Annotated in this window: 15 protein-coding genes; 5 read left to right on the forward strand and 10 right to left on the reverse strand. The window is 64.1% G+C overall.

The genetic code is table 11. The features are described from left to right. Position 1: 1 nt before the first annotated feature. Genes tssK through tssB form a run of 8 tightly spaced genes read right to left on the reverse strand, consistent with a single transcriptional unit; the run spans position 2 to position 9,019 of the window. On the reverse strand, positions 2 to 1,339 hold the full coding sequence (gene tssK, locus ACKI2N_RS07560) for a type VI secretion system baseplate subunit TssK (protein WP_420995094.1): 1,338 nt from the start codon (positions 1,337 to 1,339) through the stop codon (positions 2 to 4). Next, complete coding sequence (gene tssJ / locus ACKI2N_RS07565) at positions 1,336 to 2,409, reverse strand: type VI secretion system lipoprotein TssJ (RefSeq protein ID WP_420995093.1); 1,074 nt, start codon at positions 2,407 to 2,409, stop codon at positions 1,336 to 1,338. The genes tssK and tssJ overlap by 4 nt, the downstream gene beginning before the upstream one ends. Beyond that, positions 2,406 to 3,779 carry a type VI secretion system-associated FHA domain protein TagH gene (gene tagH, locus ACKI2N_RS07570; protein WP_420995092.1) on the reverse strand — a complete coding sequence of 458 codons (1,374 nt, stop codon included), beginning with the start codon at positions 3,777 to 3,779 and terminating at the stop codon, positions 2,406 to 2,408. The genes tssJ and tagH overlap by 4 nt, the downstream gene beginning before the upstream one ends. After that, positions 3,776 to 4,795 carry a type VI secretion system baseplate subunit TssG gene (tssG, locus tag ACKI2N_RS07575; protein ID WP_420995091.1) on the reverse strand — a complete coding sequence of 340 codons (1,020 nt, stop codon included), beginning with the start codon at positions 4,793 to 4,795 and terminating at the stop codon, positions 3,776 to 3,778. Before tssG ends, tagH begins: the two co-directional genes overlap by 4 nt. Next, positions 4,759 to 6,525 (reverse strand): type VI secretion system baseplate subunit TssF, encoded by a 1,767-nt coding sequence (tssF, locus tag ACKI2N_RS07580; protein WP_420995090.1) that lies wholly within the window; start codon positions 6,523 to 6,525, stop codon positions 4,759 to 4,761. Before tssF ends, tssG begins: the two co-directional genes overlap by 37 nt. A gap of 24 nt (positions 6,526 to 6,549) precedes the next feature. Beyond that, positions 6,550 to 6,978 carry a type VI secretion system baseplate subunit TssE gene (gene tssE / locus ACKI2N_RS07585; protein ID WP_420995089.1) on the reverse strand — a complete coding sequence of 143 codons (429 nt, stop codon included), beginning with the start codon at positions 6,976 to 6,978 and terminating at the stop codon, positions 6,550 to 6,552. A gap of 14 nt (positions 6,979 to 6,992) precedes the next feature. Continuing rightward, entirely contained in the window at positions 6,993 to 8,465 is a 1,473-nt protein-coding gene (gene tssC / locus ACKI2N_RS07590; RefSeq protein ID WP_420995088.1) for a type VI secretion system contractile sheath large subunit, read from the reverse strand. Positions 8,466 to 8,512: 47 nt separating this feature from the next. Further along, entirely contained in the window at positions 8,513 to 9,019 is a 507-nt protein-coding gene (gene tssB, locus ACKI2N_RS07595; protein ID WP_420995087.1) for a type VI secretion system contractile sheath small subunit, read from the reverse strand. 452 nt (positions 9,020 to 9,471) lie between these two features. Between tssB and tssH the strand changes: the two genes are divergently transcribed. From tssH to tssM, 5 genes are read left to right on the forward strand one after another with little or no spacing between them, the layout of a single operon-like run. After that, positions 9,472 to 12,036: a type VI secretion system ATPase TssH gene (gene tssH, locus ACKI2N_RS07600; protein ID WP_420995086.1), complete on the forward strand. Its 2,565-nt coding sequence runs from the start codon at positions 9,472 to 9,474 to the stop codon at positions 12,034 to 12,036. A gap of 14 nt (positions 12,037 to 12,050) precedes the next feature. After that, complete coding sequence (locus ACKI2N_RS07605) at positions 12,051 to 13,619, forward strand: sigma 54-interacting transcriptional regulator (RefSeq protein ID WP_420995085.1); 1,569 nt, start codon at positions 12,051 to 12,053, stop codon at positions 13,617 to 13,619. Next, on the forward strand, positions 13,616 to 14,329 hold the full coding sequence (vasI, locus tag ACKI2N_RS07610) for a type VI secretion system-associated protein VasI (RefSeq protein ID WP_420995084.1): 714 nt from the start codon (positions 13,616 to 13,618) through the stop codon (positions 14,327 to 14,329). Before ACKI2N_RS07605 ends, vasI begins: the two co-directional genes overlap by 4 nt. A gap of 32 nt (positions 14,330 to 14,361) precedes the next feature. After that, positions 14,362 to 15,774, forward strand: coding sequence for a type VI secretion system protein TssA (gene tssA, locus ACKI2N_RS07615; RefSeq protein WP_420995083.1), 1,413 nt, complete (start codon positions 14,362 to 14,364; stop codon positions 15,772 to 15,774). A gap of 15 nt (positions 15,775 to 15,789) precedes the next feature. After that, positions 15,790 to 19,500 (forward strand): type VI secretion system membrane subunit TssM, encoded by a 3,711-nt coding sequence (gene tssM, locus ACKI2N_RS07620; RefSeq protein ID WP_420995082.1) that lies wholly within the window; start codon positions 15,790 to 15,792, stop codon positions 19,498 to 19,500. A gap of 379 nt (positions 19,501 to 19,879) precedes the next feature. On the opposite strand, the gene ACKI2N_RS07625 is transcribed toward tssM, so the two are convergent. Then, positions 19,880 to 20,722 (reverse strand): tetratricopeptide repeat protein, encoded by an 843-nt coding sequence (locus tag ACKI2N_RS07625; protein ID WP_420995081.1) that lies wholly within the window; start codon positions 20,720 to 20,722, stop codon positions 19,880 to 19,882. Further along, complete coding sequence (locus ACKI2N_RS07630; protein WP_420995080.1) at positions 20,719 to 21,684, reverse strand: glycoside hydrolase family 19 protein; 966 nt, start codon at positions 21,682 to 21,684, stop codon at positions 20,719 to 20,721. Before ACKI2N_RS07630 ends, ACKI2N_RS07625 begins: the two co-directional genes overlap by 4 nt. Positions 21,685 to 21,785: the final 101 nt, after the last annotated feature.

Genomic DNA, 21,785 nt, shown 5'->3' on the forward strand with positions numbered 1-21,785 from the left:
GTCATTGACTCCTGATGGCCCAGAACTGCAGCTCCAGCTCGGGGTAGTCGCCCGGAACATGGAAGCCGAAACCGGCGGCGCCCTTCATCATCTGCCAGCTGGGGTGGCTGCTGTCGAGCTGGAAGTAGCTGAAGCCGGCGTGGTACGGCAGGTGGCGCGGCGCCACCGGCAGTGGCGTCAGCGGGATGCCGGGCAACTGCAGGCGGACGAATTCGCCCAGCTTTTCCATGGACGCTACCTTTGCCTGCTGCAGGAACTGCTGTCGCAGCTGGTCCAGGGGCATGCGCGCGCGTACCGCGAGGATGAAGTCGGCCCCCTCGAACAGGCGGCGGTCATGCACGTTGGCGGTGAGCACGCCGTATTGCTGCTTGGCGATCGGCAGAGAGACGGCGCGCGGCTGCAGCACGGTGCTCAGCGTGCGCCGCAGCGTGTCGAGCAGCGGCTGGAACGATTCGCGCGGGCGGTCGTGCTGGTAGGCTGGATATTCGGCTGGCAGGCGACCCTCGTCGGTGAAGGTAACAAGTTCGCCGCAGGCCTGGCTGAAAGCGATATAGAGTTGTTCGGGATGCGCCTGGCGCTGGAGCGACAGATGCCGGAACAGCGGGTGCAGGCGATTGAGAGCCTGCAGCAGGTTGAAGTCGGTGATGTCGGCCACGCCAGACTGGCCGGGCGAGCCGATCCGCTCGGCGATGTTCTTGGCGCGCTCGCGCATGAGGGTGGCGGCCTCGTCGAGGAAGCGGGCCAGCGGAGCGATGGCGTTGACGCACAGGCCGGTGGGATAAAAACCGTCGTCCAGCACCAGGCTGCCGTCTGGGCGGCGGTCGAGAATGCGGCCCAGGGCCAGGCTGGTGAAGGCACTGCGGTCATCGTTATCCAGCGCCAGCTGAAGGTTGAGGGTGGCCAGCGCCACACTGGTGTGGTCTCCCTCCGGGCTGTGGCTGTCGCGGATGTCTTCGGCGCTGTGGAGATAACGGGTGTTGGCGTAGGTATCGGGCCAGCGCACTTCCAGCACGCCTTCGGACCTGAGCGGCAGGATGAGGTGGACGGCCTGGTTGATGGCGGCAGCGCTGGCGATGGGCAGCGGTGCCGGCGGCGCGTGATCATTGGGGATATCGAACACAGTGCCGTCCGGCATCACGCCGCGGGCGCGGATGACAGCGATCTTGCCGAAGGCCAGGAATTCCTGGTTCAACTCCAACTCGGTGAAGCCGTAGAGATGCGGGCTCACGCTATTCACGCGCTGATTGGCATGGTGTTCCAGCGCGCGGTTCTGTTGCTGGAAATGCTGGGGCTTGATGAACGCCCCTTCCTCCCAGATGACGGGATTCTTGCTGGTCATGGCTTGGTACTCGGTTGGAGTGCCGGCGCATCCTGCGCCGCGCGATAGCTTTCGTCCGTGACGGTGACGCGGGTGTTCTGCAGGGTTACCAGCAGGGCGTACCTGCGCCCACGAGGCTCCAGGCGGAAGACCTGCTTCCAGCGTTCGGCGTTGGGGTCGTGGAACTTCCCGACGACGGCCAGGTAGCGGGTGTCCGCCTGGATGCTGGAGAAGTCGATGAACTTGAATTGGCCGGGCTGCAGCACGTAATCGTCGACGCTGATGAAGGTGCTGCCCAGCGTCTTTTTCAGGTTCTCCGCCAGTTGCTGGGCATCGGCGCTCTCCAGCAAGGAGTCGTCTTTCAGCTGCAGGACTTTGAAGGCGATCGGGGTCGGCGCACCGGCAGAGGCCGTGGTCCGGGGCAATGACGTCGGTCTGGCGGCGGGCAGACCAGTGCCGCGGGCGTACTGGCCAAGTGCCTGGCCGTCCCCTGGGGATGCGTCCGCCGCCGCCTCGGGCCCGACGGTCGCGATGGACAATAACCGTGGTATGTCTGCCGGCAACGTTTCGGCAAATTTCGGCGCTTCGACCGGTGACAGGGAGGGAATGACGTATGGCGATGGGATGGGCCAGGCGCTGTCTTCGTTGCGAACGCCCATGTCGCCCAGGCTGTCACCCCATCGCGGACTCGACTTAGCCGCTGCCGGCCGCGGCGGCAGCAGCGTCGGCTGCTGCGGCTCTTCGGCCTCCAGTACGCCGAGCAGGCTGCGCAGTTGCTCGATCAGCCCGGCTTTGCTGCGGCTGTCCAGCCGGATGGCATAAGGGCCGTCTGAGGCCGCCTTGGGCAAGTTCGCCGATACGGGAACGGTATCCGCGGCATCTGCGGCATCTGCGGTCAGGCTGGCCGGGTTGGGGTTGACGTCGATGCCGGCGTAAAGGCTGAGCGCGATGCGCGTGGGCTGGTCCTCCGCCGCGCCGACCTGGATGGACGGGTCCATCAGAACCTGCGCGGTCTTCTTCACGACGTTGCCAACGGTGCTGCAACCGGAAAGGAGTGCTGCGCTCAGGAAGGTAGAGAGCGCGCGCCTCATTGCGCCTCCGCGCGCACGGCTTTGTCGTAGGCCTGGTCGAACACCTCCCAGAAGAGCTTGTCGAAGCCCTGCTGGCGGCCCGACGTCAGTTCGTCGTAGTAATGCGTGTACATCTGCCAGGCCCAGTCGCCAGGCTGCGACTCTGCCTGGTCCGGGCGGTAGCGGCGGAACCGGCTCAATAGCTGTTGCGGGGAGAAGGACTGCAGCAATGCATCGAGGGCGGCACTGATGGCCTGCAGCATGGCTTTGTGCTGCAGACGCAGTTGCTCCAGGCTTTCCTCGATGGCCGCCGCCGGCGCCAGGTGCACGACACTGCGGTTGGCTGAGAACAGGGAGGCTACCGTGTCCGGGTAGCTTTGGCCCAGGCGCAGCGGGTTGTCTTCGATCGGCTGGAGGGTGCGGTGGTGCAGCGTCAGCCGTCGCTGTTCGCCGGCCTGGGCCCCATGCAGGGCCGCCAGGCCGCGAATTGCCGCGCCCAGTGCCTGGCCGGCTTCCAGCAGCAGGGCGTAGCTGGCCTGGGCGTCCAGCACGCCTACTGGGGCGTCCAGTCCCTGTACCAGAGGTGCGGCGAGCTGGCCGGGATCGATGCCGTCCACGTGCTGGCTGGTCAACCATTGCTGGGCTGCGAGGGCGCGGGTGTCTTGCTGCGGCATGCCTGAATCTCCATGTTGGGTAGCGGGTGAGCCGGAAACAGCCTCGAAACGCGTGGCGGCAAGGTCCTGCTGCGTCCAGGCCGGTGACATGCCGTAATGCGTGGGGTCGAGGGGATCGAGGCGGTCTTCCCGAGTCCGCTGCCGGCGTTCAGCGGCGTCCAGTGCCACCAGCGGGTCGAGTTCCCCGCCCGGTGGGGTTGGCGCGGATAGTTCGCCGAAGGCAGACAGGGCGTCGTCCTCCGACGCGACCGATGTTGTTTCCCACGCCAGCGCCGCTGCCGGCGTGGTCAGGTCGTCCAGTTGCATGCCTGGGTCGTTGAGCAGTTCGCCGACTTCGTACTGGGCAAGGTGCCGTGTCGCATCGGGCAGGGCATCGGAGGCGTCGTCCAGATGCACCGTGGCGACGTACGGGCCGATGTGCAGCAGATCGCCTTCGCTGAGCCGTGCGCCGACGTTCATGCCGATGGGGTCGGCATGGTCGTTGATGCGGGTCTGGCCGCTGCGGTCGACCACCACAAAGGCGTCGTCCTCCATGAGAATTTCGCAATGCACGGGCTGCACGCGCTGCGCGCCATCGGCCAGGCACCAGCTGACGTTTCCGGAGCCGATGCTGCCGCCTTCGGCGCCAAAGCTGTGCCGGGGCGTGCTGCCTTGCTGCAGGGCCTGCGGGTTGGTGACCACCAGCGCCACCCGACGCTCGGTTGCACGATCGGTCATAGGCGCACCTTGATTCGTACGGGCGGCGGCTTGCGCAGGACCTTGCGCTCGAAGAAGCTGGTCCAGCCCAGTTGGCTGCCCGCGCCACGCCGCAGATTGAAGGGAGCGACTTCGTCCACGCGCAGGCCGAGTTCCAGATCGTAGGCGATCGGGTTGCGCAGGAGAAAGTCGACCAGTCTGCGCAGGCGTGCGAAGTCCTCGCCGCTGGGCAGGAACGCGCGGAAGCGCTGCTGCGGGAGATCGGGGATGACGATGGTGAACTTGCTGTGACGCGAGCGCACACGTCGGCCGACGATAAAGCTCTCGCCCAAGGCGCCGTTCTTCTTGCCCAGGGCAATCAGGTCGGTTTCGTCGAGGTCCGCGTAGCGGAACTCGTATTCGCGGATGTGCACGCCTTCAAGGTCGAAGCAGTGTGCGATGATGCCGGTCACCATGGAGGGCGAGCGGCTGCGGCTGGCGACCATGCCGGCGAAGCTGAGCAGGCGGCTCCAGGCGATCGGCGTGGTACCACGCAACTGGGCGTCCCCCAGGCCGACGAGGGCGAATATGTAGGGCGAGAACTGGTCGCTGGCCTCGGCCTGGAAGCGGATGTAATAGCGGTATTTTCGCCATGCCTGATGCAGCAGCGTCAGCAGGCGATGGTTGAAGAAGTCGAAGAACGCAGGGCGGATGCCGATGCTCTGGCCGTACTCGTAGGCCAGGCGATCGAGGTAGTAGCCCGGCAGCGGCGAGTCCGGCCCGTGCATTCCGAAGAAGGTGGCCTGCACCCGATAGTCGTGCTGGGCGCTGGCGGGTGTCCGCCCGGCACGCGACACGTCGGAGGCAGGAAAGCCCAGGCCGGGGTCGGCTGCCAGCAGCACGCGCTGATGCTCGGCGTCATAGCCGTCGGGCGACTCCAGGTCGTCGCCGTGCAGGTGGTGCAGCAGTTCGAGCAGGCCGAAGAAGTTGTAACGGCGGGCGCCCGCCAGCACCCTGTCGGCTACATCAGTGGTTGCTTGCCGATTCGCATGGGCCATGCGTAACGCTCCTTGTTGCCGGTGTTGATCGCTTCCAGCAGGTGGAAGGAGTTGATGCTCGCGTAGAGGGCGAAGAAGTGGCTCAGTACAGTGCCGAACAGGTAAAGGTCGCCCTCGCAGAAGAATCCCGCCGGGTCCAGCTTGAGTTCGGTCTTCATGCCACGGATGGGCAGGCCTTTGATCAGCCGGTCAACGGGAGTGGTGGCAGCCGCGCCGATGCCGTCCAGCCGTTTGCGCGTGGCGCGCGCATGCTGGATGTCGTGCAGTGCGGCGAAGTCATAGGCGCCCAGCACCGCTTTCAATGGATCGACCGATTGCAGCGACAGGTAGTTGAGCGACAGGTTGGAGATCAACCGCCACTGCAGCTTGCCGTCCAGCACTGGCCGGTATGAGGGTGTCGGCCGGGTGATGTTGCGGTAGGTGGCGAAGTCGGGCGTGGTCTGCGTTTGCCGGCGAATGTCGCCGACACCCAGCGCCAGGGGCAGGTCGCGGTTGGTGCAGGTCAAGGAGAAGGAGACGGTCTCGTCGCGGCCCACATAGTCGGCTTCATCAGCGCGCACGAATGCCACGCGGTGGACCACGCCCGCTTCGGCGAGGGCAGGTTCGATGCGGGTCCGGTAGTAGAGGGCGGTGTTTCCCTTGGCATGCTCGATCTCGTGCTGCAGCGACTCGAACGGCGGATAAGTGCGCAGCCATTGCCCCGGCTGGCCATCTTCCGTGTTCTGCCAGCCGTTGACGGCATCGATACTGAAGATCTCGTACGCATCAGGGCGTTGGCCTCCCGGCCGCAGGCGCTGGTCGATTGCCGTGCCATTGAGGCTGACCGGCTCGGCGTCATGCTCGAACAGGTTGACCGCCGGGGTGCAATACAGGCTCAGGTCGTCCATGCGCACGCGGATATCGGCCGGCATGGGGCGGGTGAAATGGAATTCGAGACGGATCTGCGCGGTGGGCTCGCCGGGCCATTGCGAGCGCAGGCCTGCCAGCCTGAAGAAGTAAAAACGCCTGGGAAAGATGAAATATTCCTGCAGGACGCGGTAGCCATCGAACACATTCTGCGGGTACGGCAGCAGGGCCTCCTCCGGGGCGAAGCCGGGGAAGGTGATCTGGCTCACGGGTATGCGGCGCACTTTGTCGCCCGCTTCCATGCGGATCTCGCCCAGATACTTTGCCAGCCACAGGTACAGCGTCAGTGCATTGAGGTCGCTGCCGCTGAGATGGAAATCCAGGGCATCACAGTCATAGGTGTCGGGCGTGTTGCGGGTGGTCGGTGCGAGGTCGATGCGCAGGATGGACTTTTCGCGCGAATGCGCGTCGCTCACGTCGGCAATGCGCAGCGGGTACAGCGCGACATCCGTGCAGGTGCGGAATTCGCAGCGAACCCCATCGACAGGTTCGGACAGTACCCGCGTTCCCTTGGCGATGACCTTGCGGCTGGTGATGGCGCGCCCGACTGGCTCGAAACGCATGATGGTGGCACTGGGCAGCGGACGCAGGTAGTTCGGCCATAGCAGTTGCAGCAGCGAGTGGGTGACCTCGGGGAGGTCGTCTTCGATCTTGAGCCGCAACTTCGCTGTAAGGAAGGCAAAGCCCTCCAGCAACCGCTCGACGTCGGGGTCGTTGGCCTCCGCGCCGAGGAACTGGGCGAGTTGTGGATTGTCGCGTGCGAACACCCGCCCGAGTCGGCGGAGATAATCCATTTCCTCGAGGAATTTTCCTTTCAACGGCATCTTGCGTTCTTCCCTTGGCTGGCGTTACACCACCAGCGTCGACTGGTCGTGGCGACCCACGATGAGGTCGATCTCCACCTGTTCTTCGATGTTGTTCACCGGGATCAGGCAATGCAGGCGGAAATGCAGTTCCAGCGGGCGGCCGCTGTCCGTGACGGGCTGAACCTGAAGTACCTGGACGCGCGGCTCGAACGCCGCCACCGCCGCGCGGATGTCCCGACAGATGCGCACGCGCAGGTCGTTGCTGCCGATGGTGGCATCGTTGAGGTCCGGCAGGCCGAGCCCGGGGCAGCTCTGCGAGCTGCCCCGGCGGGTATTGAGGATCTGATCCAGATGCCGCTTGACGGCGCGGATGCGCTCGGTGGCGAGGTCCTGCCGCGAGCGCGTGCGCCGCGGCGGCAGCTCCGGATCGAGCCGCTCGAACAGACTGCCTTGCCCTGGAGAACGAGGCACGGGTCAGGCTCCCTTCATTCCTTGTCCAGCCGGCCTACCAGCGAGAGCTCGAAGTTCGCGCCCATGTACTTGAAGTGCGGGCGCACGGCGAGCGAGACCTGATACCAGCCCGGATTACCCGCCACGTCCTGCACCAGCACGCGCGCGGCGCGCAGCGGCCGGCGGCTGCGGACGTCGGCCGAAGGGCTTTCCTGGTCGGCGATGTATTGCTTGAGCCAGTTGTTGAGTTCGCGTTCCAGGTCCTGGCGTTCCTTCCAGGCGCCGATTTGCTCGCGCTGGAGTACCTTGATGTAGTGCGCCAGGCGGTTGATGATGAACATGTAGGGCAACTGCGTGCCGAGCTTGTAATTGGTCTGCGCGGCCTGGCCTTCCGGCGTCTTGGCGAAGAGTTTGGGCTTCTGCACCGAGTTGGCGGAGAAGAAGGCGGCGTTGTCGCTGTCCTTGCGCATGGTCAGGGGAATGAAGCCCTCTTCGGCCAGTTCGAATTCCTTGCGATCGGATACCAGCACCTCGGTCGGGATCTTGGCTTGCAGCTGGCCGAGCGATTCGTACAGGTGCACCGGCAGGTCGTCCACGGCGCCGCCCGATTGCGGGCCGATGATGTTCGGGCACCAGCGATACCTGGCGAAGCTGTCGGTAATGCGGCTGGCCAGCAGGTACGAGGTATTGCCCCACAGGTAGTTGTCGTGCTCGCCATCGATGGTCTCGCGGTAGGCGAAGCTGCGCGTGGGATTTTCCAGCGGGTCGTAGGGCTGGCGCAACAGGAAGCGGGGCATGGTCAGGCCCAGGTAGCGCGCATCCTCGGAGTCGCGAAGGCCGCGCCACTTGGCAAAGCGCGGCCCCTCGAAGATGTCCTTCACTTCCTTGAGATTGGGCAGTTCCTGGAAGCTGGCGATGTTGAGGAATTCGGCGCCGGCGGCGGCAAGGAAGGGCGCGTGGGCCATGGCGCCGACCGACGCGGCATGGCTGAGCAGCCTGATGTCGGGCGCGGAGGGGCCGAATGTGTAGTTGCTGACGACGGCCGCCACGGGCTCGCCGCCGAACTGGCCATATCCCGCGGTGTAGATATGCTTGTAGAGCCCGCTGCGGGTGATGTCGCCCGCGCTTTCGAAGTCGTCCAGCAGTTCTTCCTTGGTGGCGTGCAGGACTTCGATCTTGATGTTCTCGCGGAAATCGGTGCGATCCACCAGCAATCTCAGGCCGCGCCAGGCCGACTCCAGTTCCTGGAGCGGCTTCTGGTGCAGGATGGCGTCCATCTGGTGGCCGAGCTTGCGGTCGATCTCCGCGATCATCTGGTCGACAAGTTGCTTGTTGACCGGCTGCTCGCGCTCGTGGGTCTTGAGCATCTCGGAAATGAAGGCCGCGACGCCGCGCTCGGCGACGGCATAGCCTTCATGGCTGGGTTCGATGCGGGTCTGGGCCATGATCTGGTCCAGTAGCCCCTGGGATTGGCGTTCTTCCGTTACGGCGATGCTTTGAGCCTTCATGCTCGTATCCTTTGAAACCGAGGTGGGATGGAAGTCGTGAGGGGAGGTCAGGCGCCGGGCTGGCCCAGCACCAGATTGAGTTCCTCGGCCAGCCTGCTGCGCGCCTTTTCGTCGGCCAACAGGCTCTGCAACTGCTTGCGGAAGGCGGGAACGTTGCCTAGCGGCCCCTTGAGGGCGACCAGCGCCTCGCGCAGCTCGAGCAGCTTGGCGAGCTCGGGCACCTGCCGGGCGATGGCGTCGGGGTTGAAGTCGCTCATTGCGCCGAACCTCAGGTCGACTCCGATCGTGTCGTCGTCCTGTCCGGTGCCAAGTCGCGAGGGCACTTCCATCTTCAGCGCCAGGCCGGCTTCGGCCATCACGTCGTCGAAGTTGTCCTTGTCGATGCGGACCGCGGGCCGCTCCTCCAGCGCGATCTCTTCGCCATGTCCCTTGAAGTCGCCGGTGACGAGCAACTTCAATGGCAATTCCATCTCTGCCTGCTGGTCACCCGTGGCCGGCACGTACTTGATGTTTATCCGTTCTTGCGGGGCAACTGATGCACTCTTCTTCGCCATGGAAGACTCCTGTATATGAAGTGCGTTGAAATGGCTAACAACAGAAATAAAATAAACTAACAACGAAAATTCACTGGTCGAAAAAGCACGCTGGCAGCTTCTTGGGCTGCTCCGCATGGGACCGCGTGATAAACATGCCGGAATGGCGCTGGTCGGTTGAATTTATGTGAAAGATATTGATCGCGGAATTACAGTCCTGTTGGAGGGTAATTTCAATAGGAAAATTCTTCAAATTGATCGCGATGTTTCGAGCATCTTTAAATTGTGAATAATATTAAAAAATATTACTTGTTTTAGGATGTATCTGATGGATTTTTGACTGATTGTGTGGTGTCGTGACGGGCTCGGAATTAATTGATTTCCTTGGCCACGATGCGACGATCCGGAGCCGGTCTCCTGTCGGAAAAGTGCCGTGGCCTGGTCGCTTCAATCTCATTGGATAAGTTGCCCGCATGATCAGAATCGAGCTCTCCGCACTGATCGATCGCCTCAACCCGATTTGCCGCCAGGCCCTGGAGGAAGCTGCCAGCCTGTGCATCGGCCAGCGCGGTGCCGAGGTGACCGTGCCTCACCTGTTGTTCAAGCTGCTCGATCAGCCCCTGGCCGACATGCGTTTGCTGATGAAGCGGGCGAGGCTGGAGACGGATGCGGTGCGCCAGGCCCTGTCCACCGCGTTCCCGGCGCAGGATGACGCTCCGGGGCAATACCCGGCTTTTTCGCCGTTGCTGGTCGAGTTGCTGCAGGAGGCGTGGACGCTCGGCTCGCTGGAACTGGGCCAGCAGGCCATACGAGGCGGCAGTCTGTTACTGGCCGCCTTGCTCAACCCGGCGCGCTATCTGCCGCTGGCGGCGGTGCACCTGTTCGACGGCATCAACCGCGAGGCCTTGCGCAAGCAGTTCGCCGCGCTGCTGGCCAGTTCGGCCGAAGCCCCCGAGAGCCGGCCGCAGCGGGTGACCCTGCAAGCGGGCGAAGTGGATACGGCGCTGACCAGGTACGGACATGACTTCACGGCGCAGGCGCGCGGGGGCCGCATCGACCCGGTGCTGTGCCGGGACGCGGAGATCGACCTGATGATCGATATCCTCTCGCGCCGGCGCAAGAACAATCCCATCGTGGTTGGCGATGCGGGCGTGGGCAAGAGTGCCGTGGTGGAAGGGCTTGCCCTGCGCATCGTCCACGGGCGCGTGCCGGAGCCGCTGCGCCAGGTGGCGCTGTGGGGGCTGGACCTGGGCGCGCTCCAGGCCGGCGCCTCGGTCAAGGGAGAGTTCGAGAAGCGGCTGAAGGCAGTGATCGACGAGGTGAAGATCTCGCCGCAGCCGATCATCCTGTTCATAGATGAAGCGCATACGCTGATCGGCTCGGGCAATGCTGCCGGCGGCAGCGACGGCGCCAACTTGCTCAAGCCGGCGCTGGCGCGCGGCGAACTGCGGACCATCGCCGCCACGACTTGGTCCGAGTACAAGAAGTACTTCGAGAAGGACGCAGCGCTTGCCCGGCGCTTCCAGTTGGTGAAACTCGATGAGCCGAGCCAGGAGCAGGCGGTGCATATCCTGAGGGGCTTGCGCACGGTTTACGAGCAGGCGCACAAGGTCTATATCGGCGACGATGCGCTGCGTGCCGCCGCAGCGTTGTCCGCGCGCTACCTGTCCGGCCGGCAACTGCCGGACAAAGCCATCGACGTGCTCGATACCGCCTGCGCACGCGTTGCCACGGCACTCGCCGAGCCGCCACGGCAGCTTTCGGCGCTGGAGCGCGAGTCGGTGCAAATCGAAGCGGAGCTTGACCTGCTGCGGCGCGACGGCCGCTCCGGGCGCAGCGTCGATGCGCGTCGGCTACGGGCGCTGGAAGGCGCGCGCCTAGACGTGGCAGAAAGAATGGAGCGGCTGCAACGGACTTGGGCACGGCAGCGCGCGCTGGTGGACGAGATTCTTTCGCTGCGTGCCGGGCAAAACGAGGAGAGCGACGGCGCCGCGCTGGCCGCCAGGGTTGCCGAACTGGCCGTGCAGCAGCGCGATGGCGCGCTGCTGCACGTCGACGTAGGACACGAGCAGATCGCCCAGGTCATCGCCGACTGGACCGGCATTCCCGCCACCGCCATCAGTAGCGACCGGATGGCAAGGCTCGACAGCCTGCCAGGTGCCTTGCGCGAACGGGTCAAGGGCCAGGACGTGGCCATCGAGAGGGTGCACAGACATCTGCTCACAGCGATGGCCGACCTGCGCCGGCCGGGGACGCCGCTGGGCGCCTTCCTGCTGGTCGGGCCCAGTGGCGTGGGCAAGACCGAGACCGCGCTGGCGCTGGCCGATGCGCTGTTCGACAGCAAGCAATTCCTCACCACCATCAACATGTCCGAGTTCCAGGAGAAGCACACGGTATCGCGCCTGCTTGGCGCACCGCCCGGCTACGTGGGCTACGGCGAGGGCGGGGTGCTGACCGAGGCGATCCGCAAGCGGCCGTACTCGGTGGTGTTGCTGGACGAGGTCGAGAAGGCCCATCCGGAAGTCCTCAACATCTTCTACCAGGCTTTCGACAAGGGCGAGCTGGCCGATGGCGAAGGGCGCCAGATCGACTGCAAGAACGTCCTGTTCTTCCTCACCTCCAATCTCGGCTTCGACCAGCAGGATGCCGATCTCGCGGACCTGGACGAGGATGCGCTGCGCGGCCGGCTCAAAGGCTTCTTCAAGCCGGCCCTGCTGGCGCGCATGCAGATCATCCCGTACCGCTACCTGGACGAAGTGGTGCTGGGCGAGATCATCGATGCGCGCTTGCAGCGTTTGAGCGCGCAGTTCGCCGCGCGCTACGGCGCTGCGCTGGTGGTGGACGACCGTGCCCGCGTGGAACTGCGCGCCCGCTGCACGCGCCATGAGAACGGGGCGCGCATGCTGGATGCCAGCATCGACGGCGAGCTGCTGCCGCCACTGTCGTTGACGGTGCTGCGGCGCCTGGCGTCCGGGGAAGCCTTCGGCCATGCCGGGCTGAGCTGGAATGGCAGCGCCTTCGAAGCAACGTTGGCGTGAGCGGAGGCTAGCGAATGGAGGCGCTGGAAGTGGCCAGCCTGGCACGGGACATGGCCAAGGCGACGAACCCGGCAAGGCTGGTGGACATGTTGCTGCGCACCGTAGTCGGGTCTCATGGCTTGAGGTGCGGTTTGTGTTACTGGCGCGACGCGGCGGGCGATCAGTTGCTGCCGTTGGCATGCACGCAGACCGAGCCTGCCAGGCTCCCCGCGATTCCGCTGAGCGAACTGGAGAATCCCCTGGTCTACAGCCTGGTCGAAGGCAAGCCTTGCCATATCGGGCAGATTGGCGCCCTGGTCGGCGTGGGGGAGAGCTTCGAATTCCTGCGCGAGCACCTGCCCGGGCGCGACGCGCTGTCGATACTGCCGTTGTGGGATCGCAAGCGGCAAGCGATTGGCTCTCTGGTGCTGGCAGGCGCGGCTCCGGCGTTGCAGGCGGTGCAGGGCGACGCCTTGTGGCAGGCGCTGATGGATCTGCACGAGCAACTGCTGGCGCGCTTGCGCGAGCGGTTGGGTACGGCCGACACCATGGATCACGAACGCGCGCTCAGCCGCCACCAGGAGGCCGAGCGCGGTCGGGCTCGCGCGGTGCGCCTGCTGGCGGCGGAGTTCGTCGGCACCGGGGCCTCGGCGCGGCGCCTGCGCGAGGAGATGCTGCGGCTTGCCGATTCCTCGCTGGCGGTGCTGGTGACCGGCGAGACGGGGTCGGGCAAGGACCACGCGGCCTGGTTGATCCACCAGGCTTCGTCGCGGGACGGCAAGTTCGTGCCGGTGAACTGCGCGGCAATCCCCAAGGACCTGATCGAAGCGGAGCTGTTCGGCAGTGTGCGTGGCGCCTTCACCGGCGCCACCCAGGCGCGCAGCGGCCTGGTGGCCGAGGCCGATGGCGGCACGCTGTTCCTCGACGAGATCGGCGACATGCCTGTGGCGCTGCAGGGCACGCTGCTGCGCTTGCTCAACGAAAAGAAATTCCGGCCGGTGGGCGCCAACCGGGAACAGGCTTCCGATTTCCGGCTGATTTGCGCCACGCACCAGCCCTTGCTGCAACTGATTCGCGACGGCCGCTTCCGCGAAGACCTGTATTTCCGCATCCGCCAGCAGACTTTGCACCTGCCGCCGTTGCGTGAACGGCGCGAGGACATAGCTGCGCTGGCGACACACGTGCTGCTGCAACACAACCGCGGACGGCAGAGCCACATCACCGGCATCGAGCCGAGAGCGATGGCGTTGCTGCAGACGCACAGTCTTCCCGGCAACGTGCGCGAGCTGCGCAGCTTGGTGCTGGCGGCCGCCGAACGCACGCCACAGGGCAAGGCCATCGGCGCGGACACTATCCGTGACCTGCAAGCCACGCTCGATGCCCCGGAGCCGGCCGGCGCCGTCGATCCTGTCCTGCGCTCGCTATGGTTAACCACGGACCTGCCCAGCGCCGTAGCCGATTTCGAGCGCCTGCTGGTCAGCGAGCGCCTGCGGCAGGCCGACGGATCGCGTCGCCGCGCGGCACAAAGCCTGGGCATTCCCAAACGCACCCTGGCGCGCAAGTGCCAATTCTGGAACCTGGACCGGGAGGATTCGACTGCATGACGAGGCTACGCCATCTGATGTTGTTGTTAGTGGTCGCGGTCGCCGGCTGCGACGCGGAGAGACCGACCGGGGCGGCCGGCCGCGATTGCACCGCCATCGTTTCGGCGGTCGAGCGGCTGGCCTGCTTCGACGCGGCTGCCGGCACGCCGCCGGCGCCGTCGATGCCGCGGGCCCCGGCCCAACCGGCGGCCAGCGCCGCTGCCGCCGCAATCGCCGCAACCGCCGCGGGCGACGCCGTCCCCGAGGTCACCAGACTGCTTCGCCGCAACGAAGCCGCGCGGGTCGCGGGAGACGGCAAATTCCTGCTGGCACGCAGCGAGGACACGCAGCCGGGGCAATGGAAACTGGTGCTTTCCGCGCCCGCGCTGGGCACCTCGGTGCCTCGCGCCTACCTGGCAATCAGCTGCCTGTCGAATATCTCGCGCCTGCAGTTGGTGGCCGACAAGCCGGTCGCCCTCAACCGGGTGAACATGCGCCTGTCGCTGGACGATCGCCCGTTGTCCGGCATCCGACCGTGGCAGGTACTGGAAGACGGCACGGTGGTAGATGCCGGGCGCGGCCTGGTGGCCATCGAGCAACTGCGCCACCTGGCTCATCCCGGCGCGCGCCTGCAGTTGGATAGCGACCATCCGTCCTTCGACGGGCTGGTGTTCGATGCGGCAGGGCTGCAAGACCTGATCGCGCAGCAGCGCGAGGTGTGTCACTGGTGAATGCGTTCGCCCCTCAACCGCTGAACTTCGAGGTGCTGCTGGCGCCGCTGGACGAGCGGCAGCCGGCCGGCTGCTTCGATGAAGAAGACGAGACCTTCCAGGGCATCGAGCACGAGATGGTCAAGCTCGGCGGCCTGCACGAGCCGGGCATGGACTGGGCCTATGTCGACGAGGCCTCGAGCCAGTACCTGGGCCGGCAGTGCAAGCACTTCCGCATCGCCGGGCACCTGATCGCCGCGCGCTTGCGATCACGTACCTGGCGCGGCTGGGCCGAGGCCGCCGGTGTGTTGGCCGGCATGGTCGAGCGCTACTGGGAAACCGGCTTTCCGAAGCCCGGTGCCACGGGCTACCCGGGCAAGCGCCGGCTGGTCGCGCTGCAGGTCGAACGCCTGGGCGAAGCGCTGGCCGGCATGGGTGGCGAGAGTTTCTCGCCGGAGTTCCACAAGGCGGCGCAACAGGCGCTGGACCGCCTGCAAGCCAGCGCCACGGGGGCGCAACTGGACGTTCCCATGCTGGCGCGGCTGGAGTCCCGGCTCAGCCGGCGGGTCGAGGAAACCCGCTATCCCGGCGAGGCGGACGTCGTGCCCATCGCGGCCCAGGCCATCGGACAACCGATCAGCGAGGACTTCTTCGCCTCCCATGCCGTGGTCCATGACAATGAGCGGGATCGGCGGCGCTCGCTGTTGGCGGTGGCGGAGATCATCACGCAGCAGGAACCATACGATCCCACGGGCTACCTGCTGCGCCGGTTTGCCCTGTGGGCACATCTGAATGCCGCGCCTCCGGCGCGCAAGGATCAGCGCACCGACTTGATGGCGGTGCCCGCCGATATCGCCGAGGGCTATCAGGAGGCGCTGACCGCCAACGCGGTCAACCCGATATTGCTGCAACGGGTCGAAAAGAGCGTGACGTCCTCGCCGTACTGGTTGCGCGGCAGTTTCCTCGCGGCTGGCATGGCCGCACGGCTTGAGATGCCGCAGGTGGCGGAAGCCATCCGGCATGCCGCCGAGCGTTTCCTGGTGCGCGTGCCCGGGCTTGCCAAGCTGCAGTTCGGCGACGGCCGTCCCTTTGTCGACGGCGACACGCTGGCCTGGATCAGCGGCGCAGACGCCGGTGGCGGGCCGGCCGGCGCCGCGCGGGAATACGCCGGCCTGCGCGAAGAACTGGTCGTGCAATTGGAGACCCAAGGCGTGGAGTCGCTGCTGCGGCGCCTCGAGGACATCCAGGGCCAGTCCCCCGATCTGCGCCACCGCTGCCACGTCATGACCATCGCCGCCGACCTGCTGGGCGCGCGCGGCCTGTCCTGGCTGGCCGACGGACTCTACGCCAACGCGCATCGAGCCATGCACGGCGCCTCTGCCCCGGAGTGGGAGCCGGATCTCTTCAATCATCTCTCCAGGCATGTGCCGGCGCCGGCGGCGCGAACGCCGGGACACAAGGATTAAGCAAGGAGCATCGCAATGCGGAATATCTGGTCTTCCCTGAAGCCCTACGGCCAGCCTTTGCTGCGCTGGAGCAGGCAAGGGGTCCCCTTGCTGTTGATGCTGGGGCTGCTGTTCCTGCTGGTCGCCATCTGGTGGCTGGGCCCGCAGTGGAGCTGGGGCGCGCGCAAGCCGCTTGCCGATCTGTCGGCGAGGGTGCTCGCCACCGTGCTGCTGTTGGTCCTGCCGTTACTCGGATGGGCGCTGCGCCTGCGCAGCCGCAACCGGCGGCTGGAGGCAGAAAGCCAGCAGGAAGCCCAGCGTCTGCAAGACCCTTGCTTGCGCTATGTGGAAGCCCAGGAGCGGGCCTTGGACCACAGCCTGTCGACCCTGCAGTCCCACCTGAAAGGACGCAATGCACTGTATCAGTTGCCCTGGTACCTCGTGCTGGGACAGGAAGGCTCGGGCAAGACCAGCTTCGTCAACCGCTCCGGCCAGAACTTCTCGTTGACCGGTGAGGTCAAGGCCGGCAGCCGGCGTGTCCAGGCGGACCCCGACCAGATCTATGCCGTCGACTGGTGGATGGGGGACCAGGCGGTGCTGATCGATCCGCCCGGCGAGCTGGTCAGCCAGCCGCGGCTGGACCAGGGTGAGGATATATCTGCCGCGGACGGCGAGGCCGACACCCACGAGACGTCCGCGCCGCAGAAACGGGTCACGCGCCCATTGCCGGCGGATTTGCATGCTCGCCTGTGGGATAGCCTGGTGGGGTGGCTGGGCCGCAATCGCAGCCGCCGGCCCCTGAACGGCGTGGTGCTGATGGTCGACCTCGTCACGCTCTTCGGGCAGCAGCCCAGCGACCGGAAGGCCTTGGCCATCGTGTTGCGCACGCGCCTGGCAGAACTCAGCCGGCAGCTCGGCACGCGGCCGCCGCTATATGTGGTGCTCAGCAAGTTCGATCGGCTGGAAGGCTTTGACGCCTTCTTTGCGCGGCTGCCGCAATCCGCCCGGGAAGACATCTTTGGCTTTACCTTCACCCTCGACTCGGTGCAGAACTACGACGCCTGGCTAGAAGAACTGGCGCAGCGCTATGACGGCTTTATCGCGCGCCTCAACGAAAAGATCTTCGACGCGCTCGCTCACGCGGGCGATCTGAAGCAGCGCGAAGCCCTGTATTCGCTGGTGCGGCAGTTGTCGGGCCTGCGCCCGGTGCTGCTAGGGTTCCTTGGTGACGTCATGGGCAGTGACCGCTATGTCACGCCGGCGCTGCCGCGCGGCGTGTTCTTCTCCTCCGTGCACCAGCAGGGGTTGGTGAGCAATGCCTTCGTCAGCTCGGCATCGCGCGCCTATCACGTTGAGGATCCGACGTCGCCGGCGTCGCCCGGTGGGCGCTCGGTGGTGTACTTCGCCCAGCGGCTGTTCCAGACGGTCATCTACCCGGAGTCCGGCCTGGCCGGCGACAACCTGAAGGTGATGGCTGACAAGAAGCGCGCGCTGATGGTGAGCTTCGCCGTGGCGTCGCTCGGCACTCTCGTCATCATCGGCGGCTGGTATCACTACTACGCAATCAACCGCGACAAGGCGGTCAGCGTGCTGGAGCGCAGCCGCGCATACAGCGCCCATGCCATCGACGGCAAGGACGATCCCACCGGGCGCAACTTGCTGCAGCCGCTGGATCAGATCCGCAGCGCTGTTGCCGTCTACGGCGATTATCGGGACGCCTGGCCGGTGCTGACCGACCTGGGCCTGTACCAGGGCCGGCAGATTGGCCCGAAGGTGGACCAGGCCTACCTGAAACTGCTGTCGCAGCGTTACCTGCCCGCGCTGGCAGGCGGAGTGATGCAGACGCTGGACGCGCCGAACGCGAACCCCGACGACCAACTGGCCGCGCTACGCGTCTACCGCATGATCGAGGACCGGCCCAACCGGCGGCCGCCGGTCGTCGAAGACTGGATGGCTAGACGGTGGCAGGCCGCATTCCCGGGCGAGGACGGCGTGCAGCGCGCGCTGATGCGTCATCTCGATTACGCCATGAAGTACGCCGACGCCGACCTGCCGCAGTACCGCGCGCAGGTGGCCGAAGTACAGCGCCAACTGCGGCAGGTTCCCATGCCGCAGCGGGTCTACATGACCATGCGCCGCCAATCCGGCGACACCTTGCGCAACCCGCTGGACCTGCGCAACGAGATCGGTACCGCGTTCGACGTCGTCTACCAGCCAGTGACCGCCGCCGACGGCACCAAGATCGATGCGCTGCTCACCGCCAAGGGCTACCGCGGCTACTTCGCGCAGCACAGCCAGGACTTGACCGAACTGGCGATGATCGACCAATGGGCGTTGGGCGAGCGTCGCAACATCGACTATTCGGAGGCCGACAAGCGGGCCCTGGCCGAGCGCATCCGGGCCATCTACAGCCGCGACTACATCGACACCTGGCAACGCGGCATCAACCGCCTTGAAGTGAGGAACTTCGCCGATATTGCCGATGCAGCCGACGTGCTCGGCAGCGTGACCAGTCCCGCGGCGCCGCTGCGCAGGCTGGTGGAGACGGTACGCGACAACAGCGAGTTCGGTATCGCGGCGAACACCGCGGCTGCGGCCGCGGCCTCGACGTCGGGGGTGGCTGCTGCACCGCTGGCGGCAAAAGCGGCGGCGAGCGAGCCGAGCGACATGCCCGCGCCGGTCACCGGCATCACGCATGCCTTTGCGCCGCTGAGCCAGTTGCTGGTAGCCAAGGGGGAGCGGCCATCCCATCTGGATGAGACCACGCTCGCGATTGGCGCTGTGTACGACGCCGTCAAGCGCGTCCAGGACAGTCCCAGCCAGGGCAAGGCGGCCCTGAGCCTGGTGGTCGATCGCTTCTCGCTGAAGGGCACGGACCCCTTCGGCAACTTGCAGCGGATCGCCGCGGGCCTGCCCGAGCCGGTGAACCAGCAGGTCAGGAAGCTGGCCGACGAGTCATCCCAGGTCGTGCTGATCGCGGCGCTGCGCGAACTGGAGCAGCGCTGGGATACCGACGTCTATCGATTCTACCGGGAGCGCCTGGCGAGCCGCTATCCGTTCAACCCGGCCAGCCGGGAAGATGCCTCGCTGGACGATTTCACCGCCTTCTTCGGCCCGCAGGGACGTCTGCAGCAGTTCCGCGAGCAGTATCTGAAACTGTTCCTGGAAGACAACCTGGATGCCCTGTATTCGGAGCGCCGTGGCGGTTACCTGGTTCGTACCGATGTCCTGACGCAACTCGAGGCGGCCGACAAGATCCGCGATGCATTCTTCAACAATCGCGGTGCGCTTGGCGTGCAATTCACTGTCGAGCCGCTGGGCCTGACCCCCACGCGGCGCAGCAGCTCACTCAGCGTGGAAGGCCAGCTTGTTGCCTACAATCACGGCCCCAGCATCGGCGCCGGCCTGATCTGGCCCAACACGCTGGCCAGCAACAACGAGAGCCGGATCACCCTGGTCAACGGCGGCGGCAACAGCAGCGGCCTGGTGTACAAGGGCTCCTGGTCGATGTACCGCCTGCTCAGCCAGGCTCGCCTGAACGGAGCGACCGCCACCAGCGTGGACCTGAGCTTCATGTCCGGAGACGGAGGCATGCGCTATCGCATCACCGCGGAGAAGACCAACAACCCGTTCACCACGCCGCTGTTCAAAGGATTCGCCTTGCCGCGCACCTTGTTGCAGGAAAACACGCCGTCGAATGTGACGGTGAGCAAGGACGGCAGGGGCAAGCAGGGGCGTTCGCCGTGAGCGCAGCCATGCCTGGTTCGCTTACGGATGCGCGCACGGTGTCTCGCGGGGACTGGGGAAGCGACGATGAACGGCGCTCTGCTCGCGGGATCACGATGCTTGTTCATCTGTCGGGACATGCATTACCTTGTGCGCGATCCGGAAGACCAATCGCTCCGGCGACTCATGAGTGGAGTATGGCGACGCCGCGAAGCAGTGGGCCGCGCGTGGCTGTCGCTATCGCCGGCGTCTGGCCAGGACATAGCGCTGTCCGTGATAGTCACAGTGGCCGACGCCGGTGATGGCCACGGCCTTGCCTTCGATGGTGGCGACAGCCAGGACAACCTGTTCAGAGTACCCCTAAGGCTTGAGGTAATCCCTATGACACGGCGATCCACTGTTAATGAGAGCAGCCCATTTCTGCTGCGTGGTCTTTGTTATCTTTGTCAAGCTCTCCTTCTTTGGAGAGAAGGATATAAACTGCGCATGCATTTTTTATGTCGCCGGACTCATTGTAGATATGGGCAAGTGAGCTTGCGACCTGCGAGTCTTTTGGGTTAATTTTAATGACTGAACGATATAAGATTGCCGCCCCGGCGGGATTTCCAATGTTGGCCTGGTAATTTGCAATTTTCTTGATGTCCTCCATCAGCGGCGCGCTCATGCGAGCGGATAACTCAAGTGCTATCCATTCCGGGATTTTTCTTTTCATATAGTTGGCCACCCACGATTTTTGATCGTCGAGTCGCGGGAGGCTCTTCATGACGATGCGGCGGCTGGGCACTGCTCCCACTCTTGAGCAATCTTCAAATAGTCTGATTTTGACGTCGGTTGGCAGAAGTTCATTTTCAAGTTGATTGGGCGGGGTTCCCGTGACAGATGCATGCAGGCAGAGCGTTTCGTTCATCTTGCTCCATTGATACACATCGTAGTTCAGTTCGGACGAATCCCGAGAGCTCCGAACGCTATAATCGATTATCAGTTCGCCGGCGCTAGTGCCGGGATATACGTCGATATTTCCTGATTCCGACTCAAGGATCCCTGGCGTGTTATTCTTGCCGCGGCTTAATATTATGCTGATTTTTTGTTTGGAGGCTTGATCCTTTCCGATTTTAAGTGGCGACAGATCAATAATGTCGGGAATCCCGTCTAGATCCAAGTCGTGCCGCAGGGTCGTGGCATGCAAGTTGATCTCGGTTAGAGAACTGACCAGAATTAGCAAACAGAAAATTTGCTTTTTCATTGCTCGTCCTTTAGCCTGTTGATCTGTGTTTCTGCAAAATTTCTATAAGAAGAGACGATAAGTCCATACCAATATTTATTGAGACTTGGTTCGGCTGGTCGTCCTGCTGCCTCATGCAGGTCAATATATCGCTGATATCCATCGATGGCTTTTTGCGTCGATTTGGTCACGCCGGATTTGTTGGATGCGGGATCATGCCATAATCCCCATGCAAATGAATATCTCCTGTTGTCATAGGCCTTGCTTTCACTAAAAATATAATTTCCAGACTTATTCTTGGGTGCGCAGGATCCAATTTTCAAGGCGGAGGTGGCGCGATTAAGGTGTGAAAGCCTGTCGTTATATCCATTGTACGCTCCGTTCACAACGGCAGTGCACCAGATGAAGTCATCTTCATCTCCAGATTTACTAAGATTCTTGAATTCAGACCAGTACCAACCAGCAGAAAGAACGGCGTGCGGAGATTTTTCCAGTTTTTGGTATGCGGCTGCATTCGATATAGTATCTTCGCCTATAGAGTCGCCATATTTAATATAGTTTGTCATTCCGGTGATCTGGATCAAACCTCTGCCGCGCCAAGGGTCATAACTAAGATTTGTTCCAAGCTCTTTGGTATATCTGAATGATCCGCTCTCATGGAGCATCTGGGCAAGAATATGTGCTCGATTGATACACGTATGGATGGCAAATTTGTCAAACATGGAGTTTATCGAGTCGATATATTCTGCAATGGAATCCTCGCTTGCTTGAGGGGCTATCGAGCTGAGCTGCTCTTTTGTAAGAGCCTCACCACAGGAACAGTCCGATCCCATGAGATTTGCCGCAACCCCTATTGGGTGAAGGTGGTAGACAAACTGATCTATTGGGAAATGCTTGACCTTCTTCGTCACGTCTTCCCACCACACCAACTTGGCAATACGTGTCTTCTCGCTGTTCCATGATGTCTGGCTGGACGGTGGCACGAGCGGGTCGTACGCGTCCCAGCCTTTCTGATCGGTTCTCCACTCAGTGGGATAGCGAATGATCAGGCGCGACAGATCGCGTAACGTGCTCCGACTGCGTT

This window comes from Cupriavidus sp. 30B13 (genome assembly GCF_049059565.2).
GTDB lineage: Bacteria > Pseudomonadota > Gammaproteobacteria > Burkholderiales > Burkholderiaceae > Cupriavidus.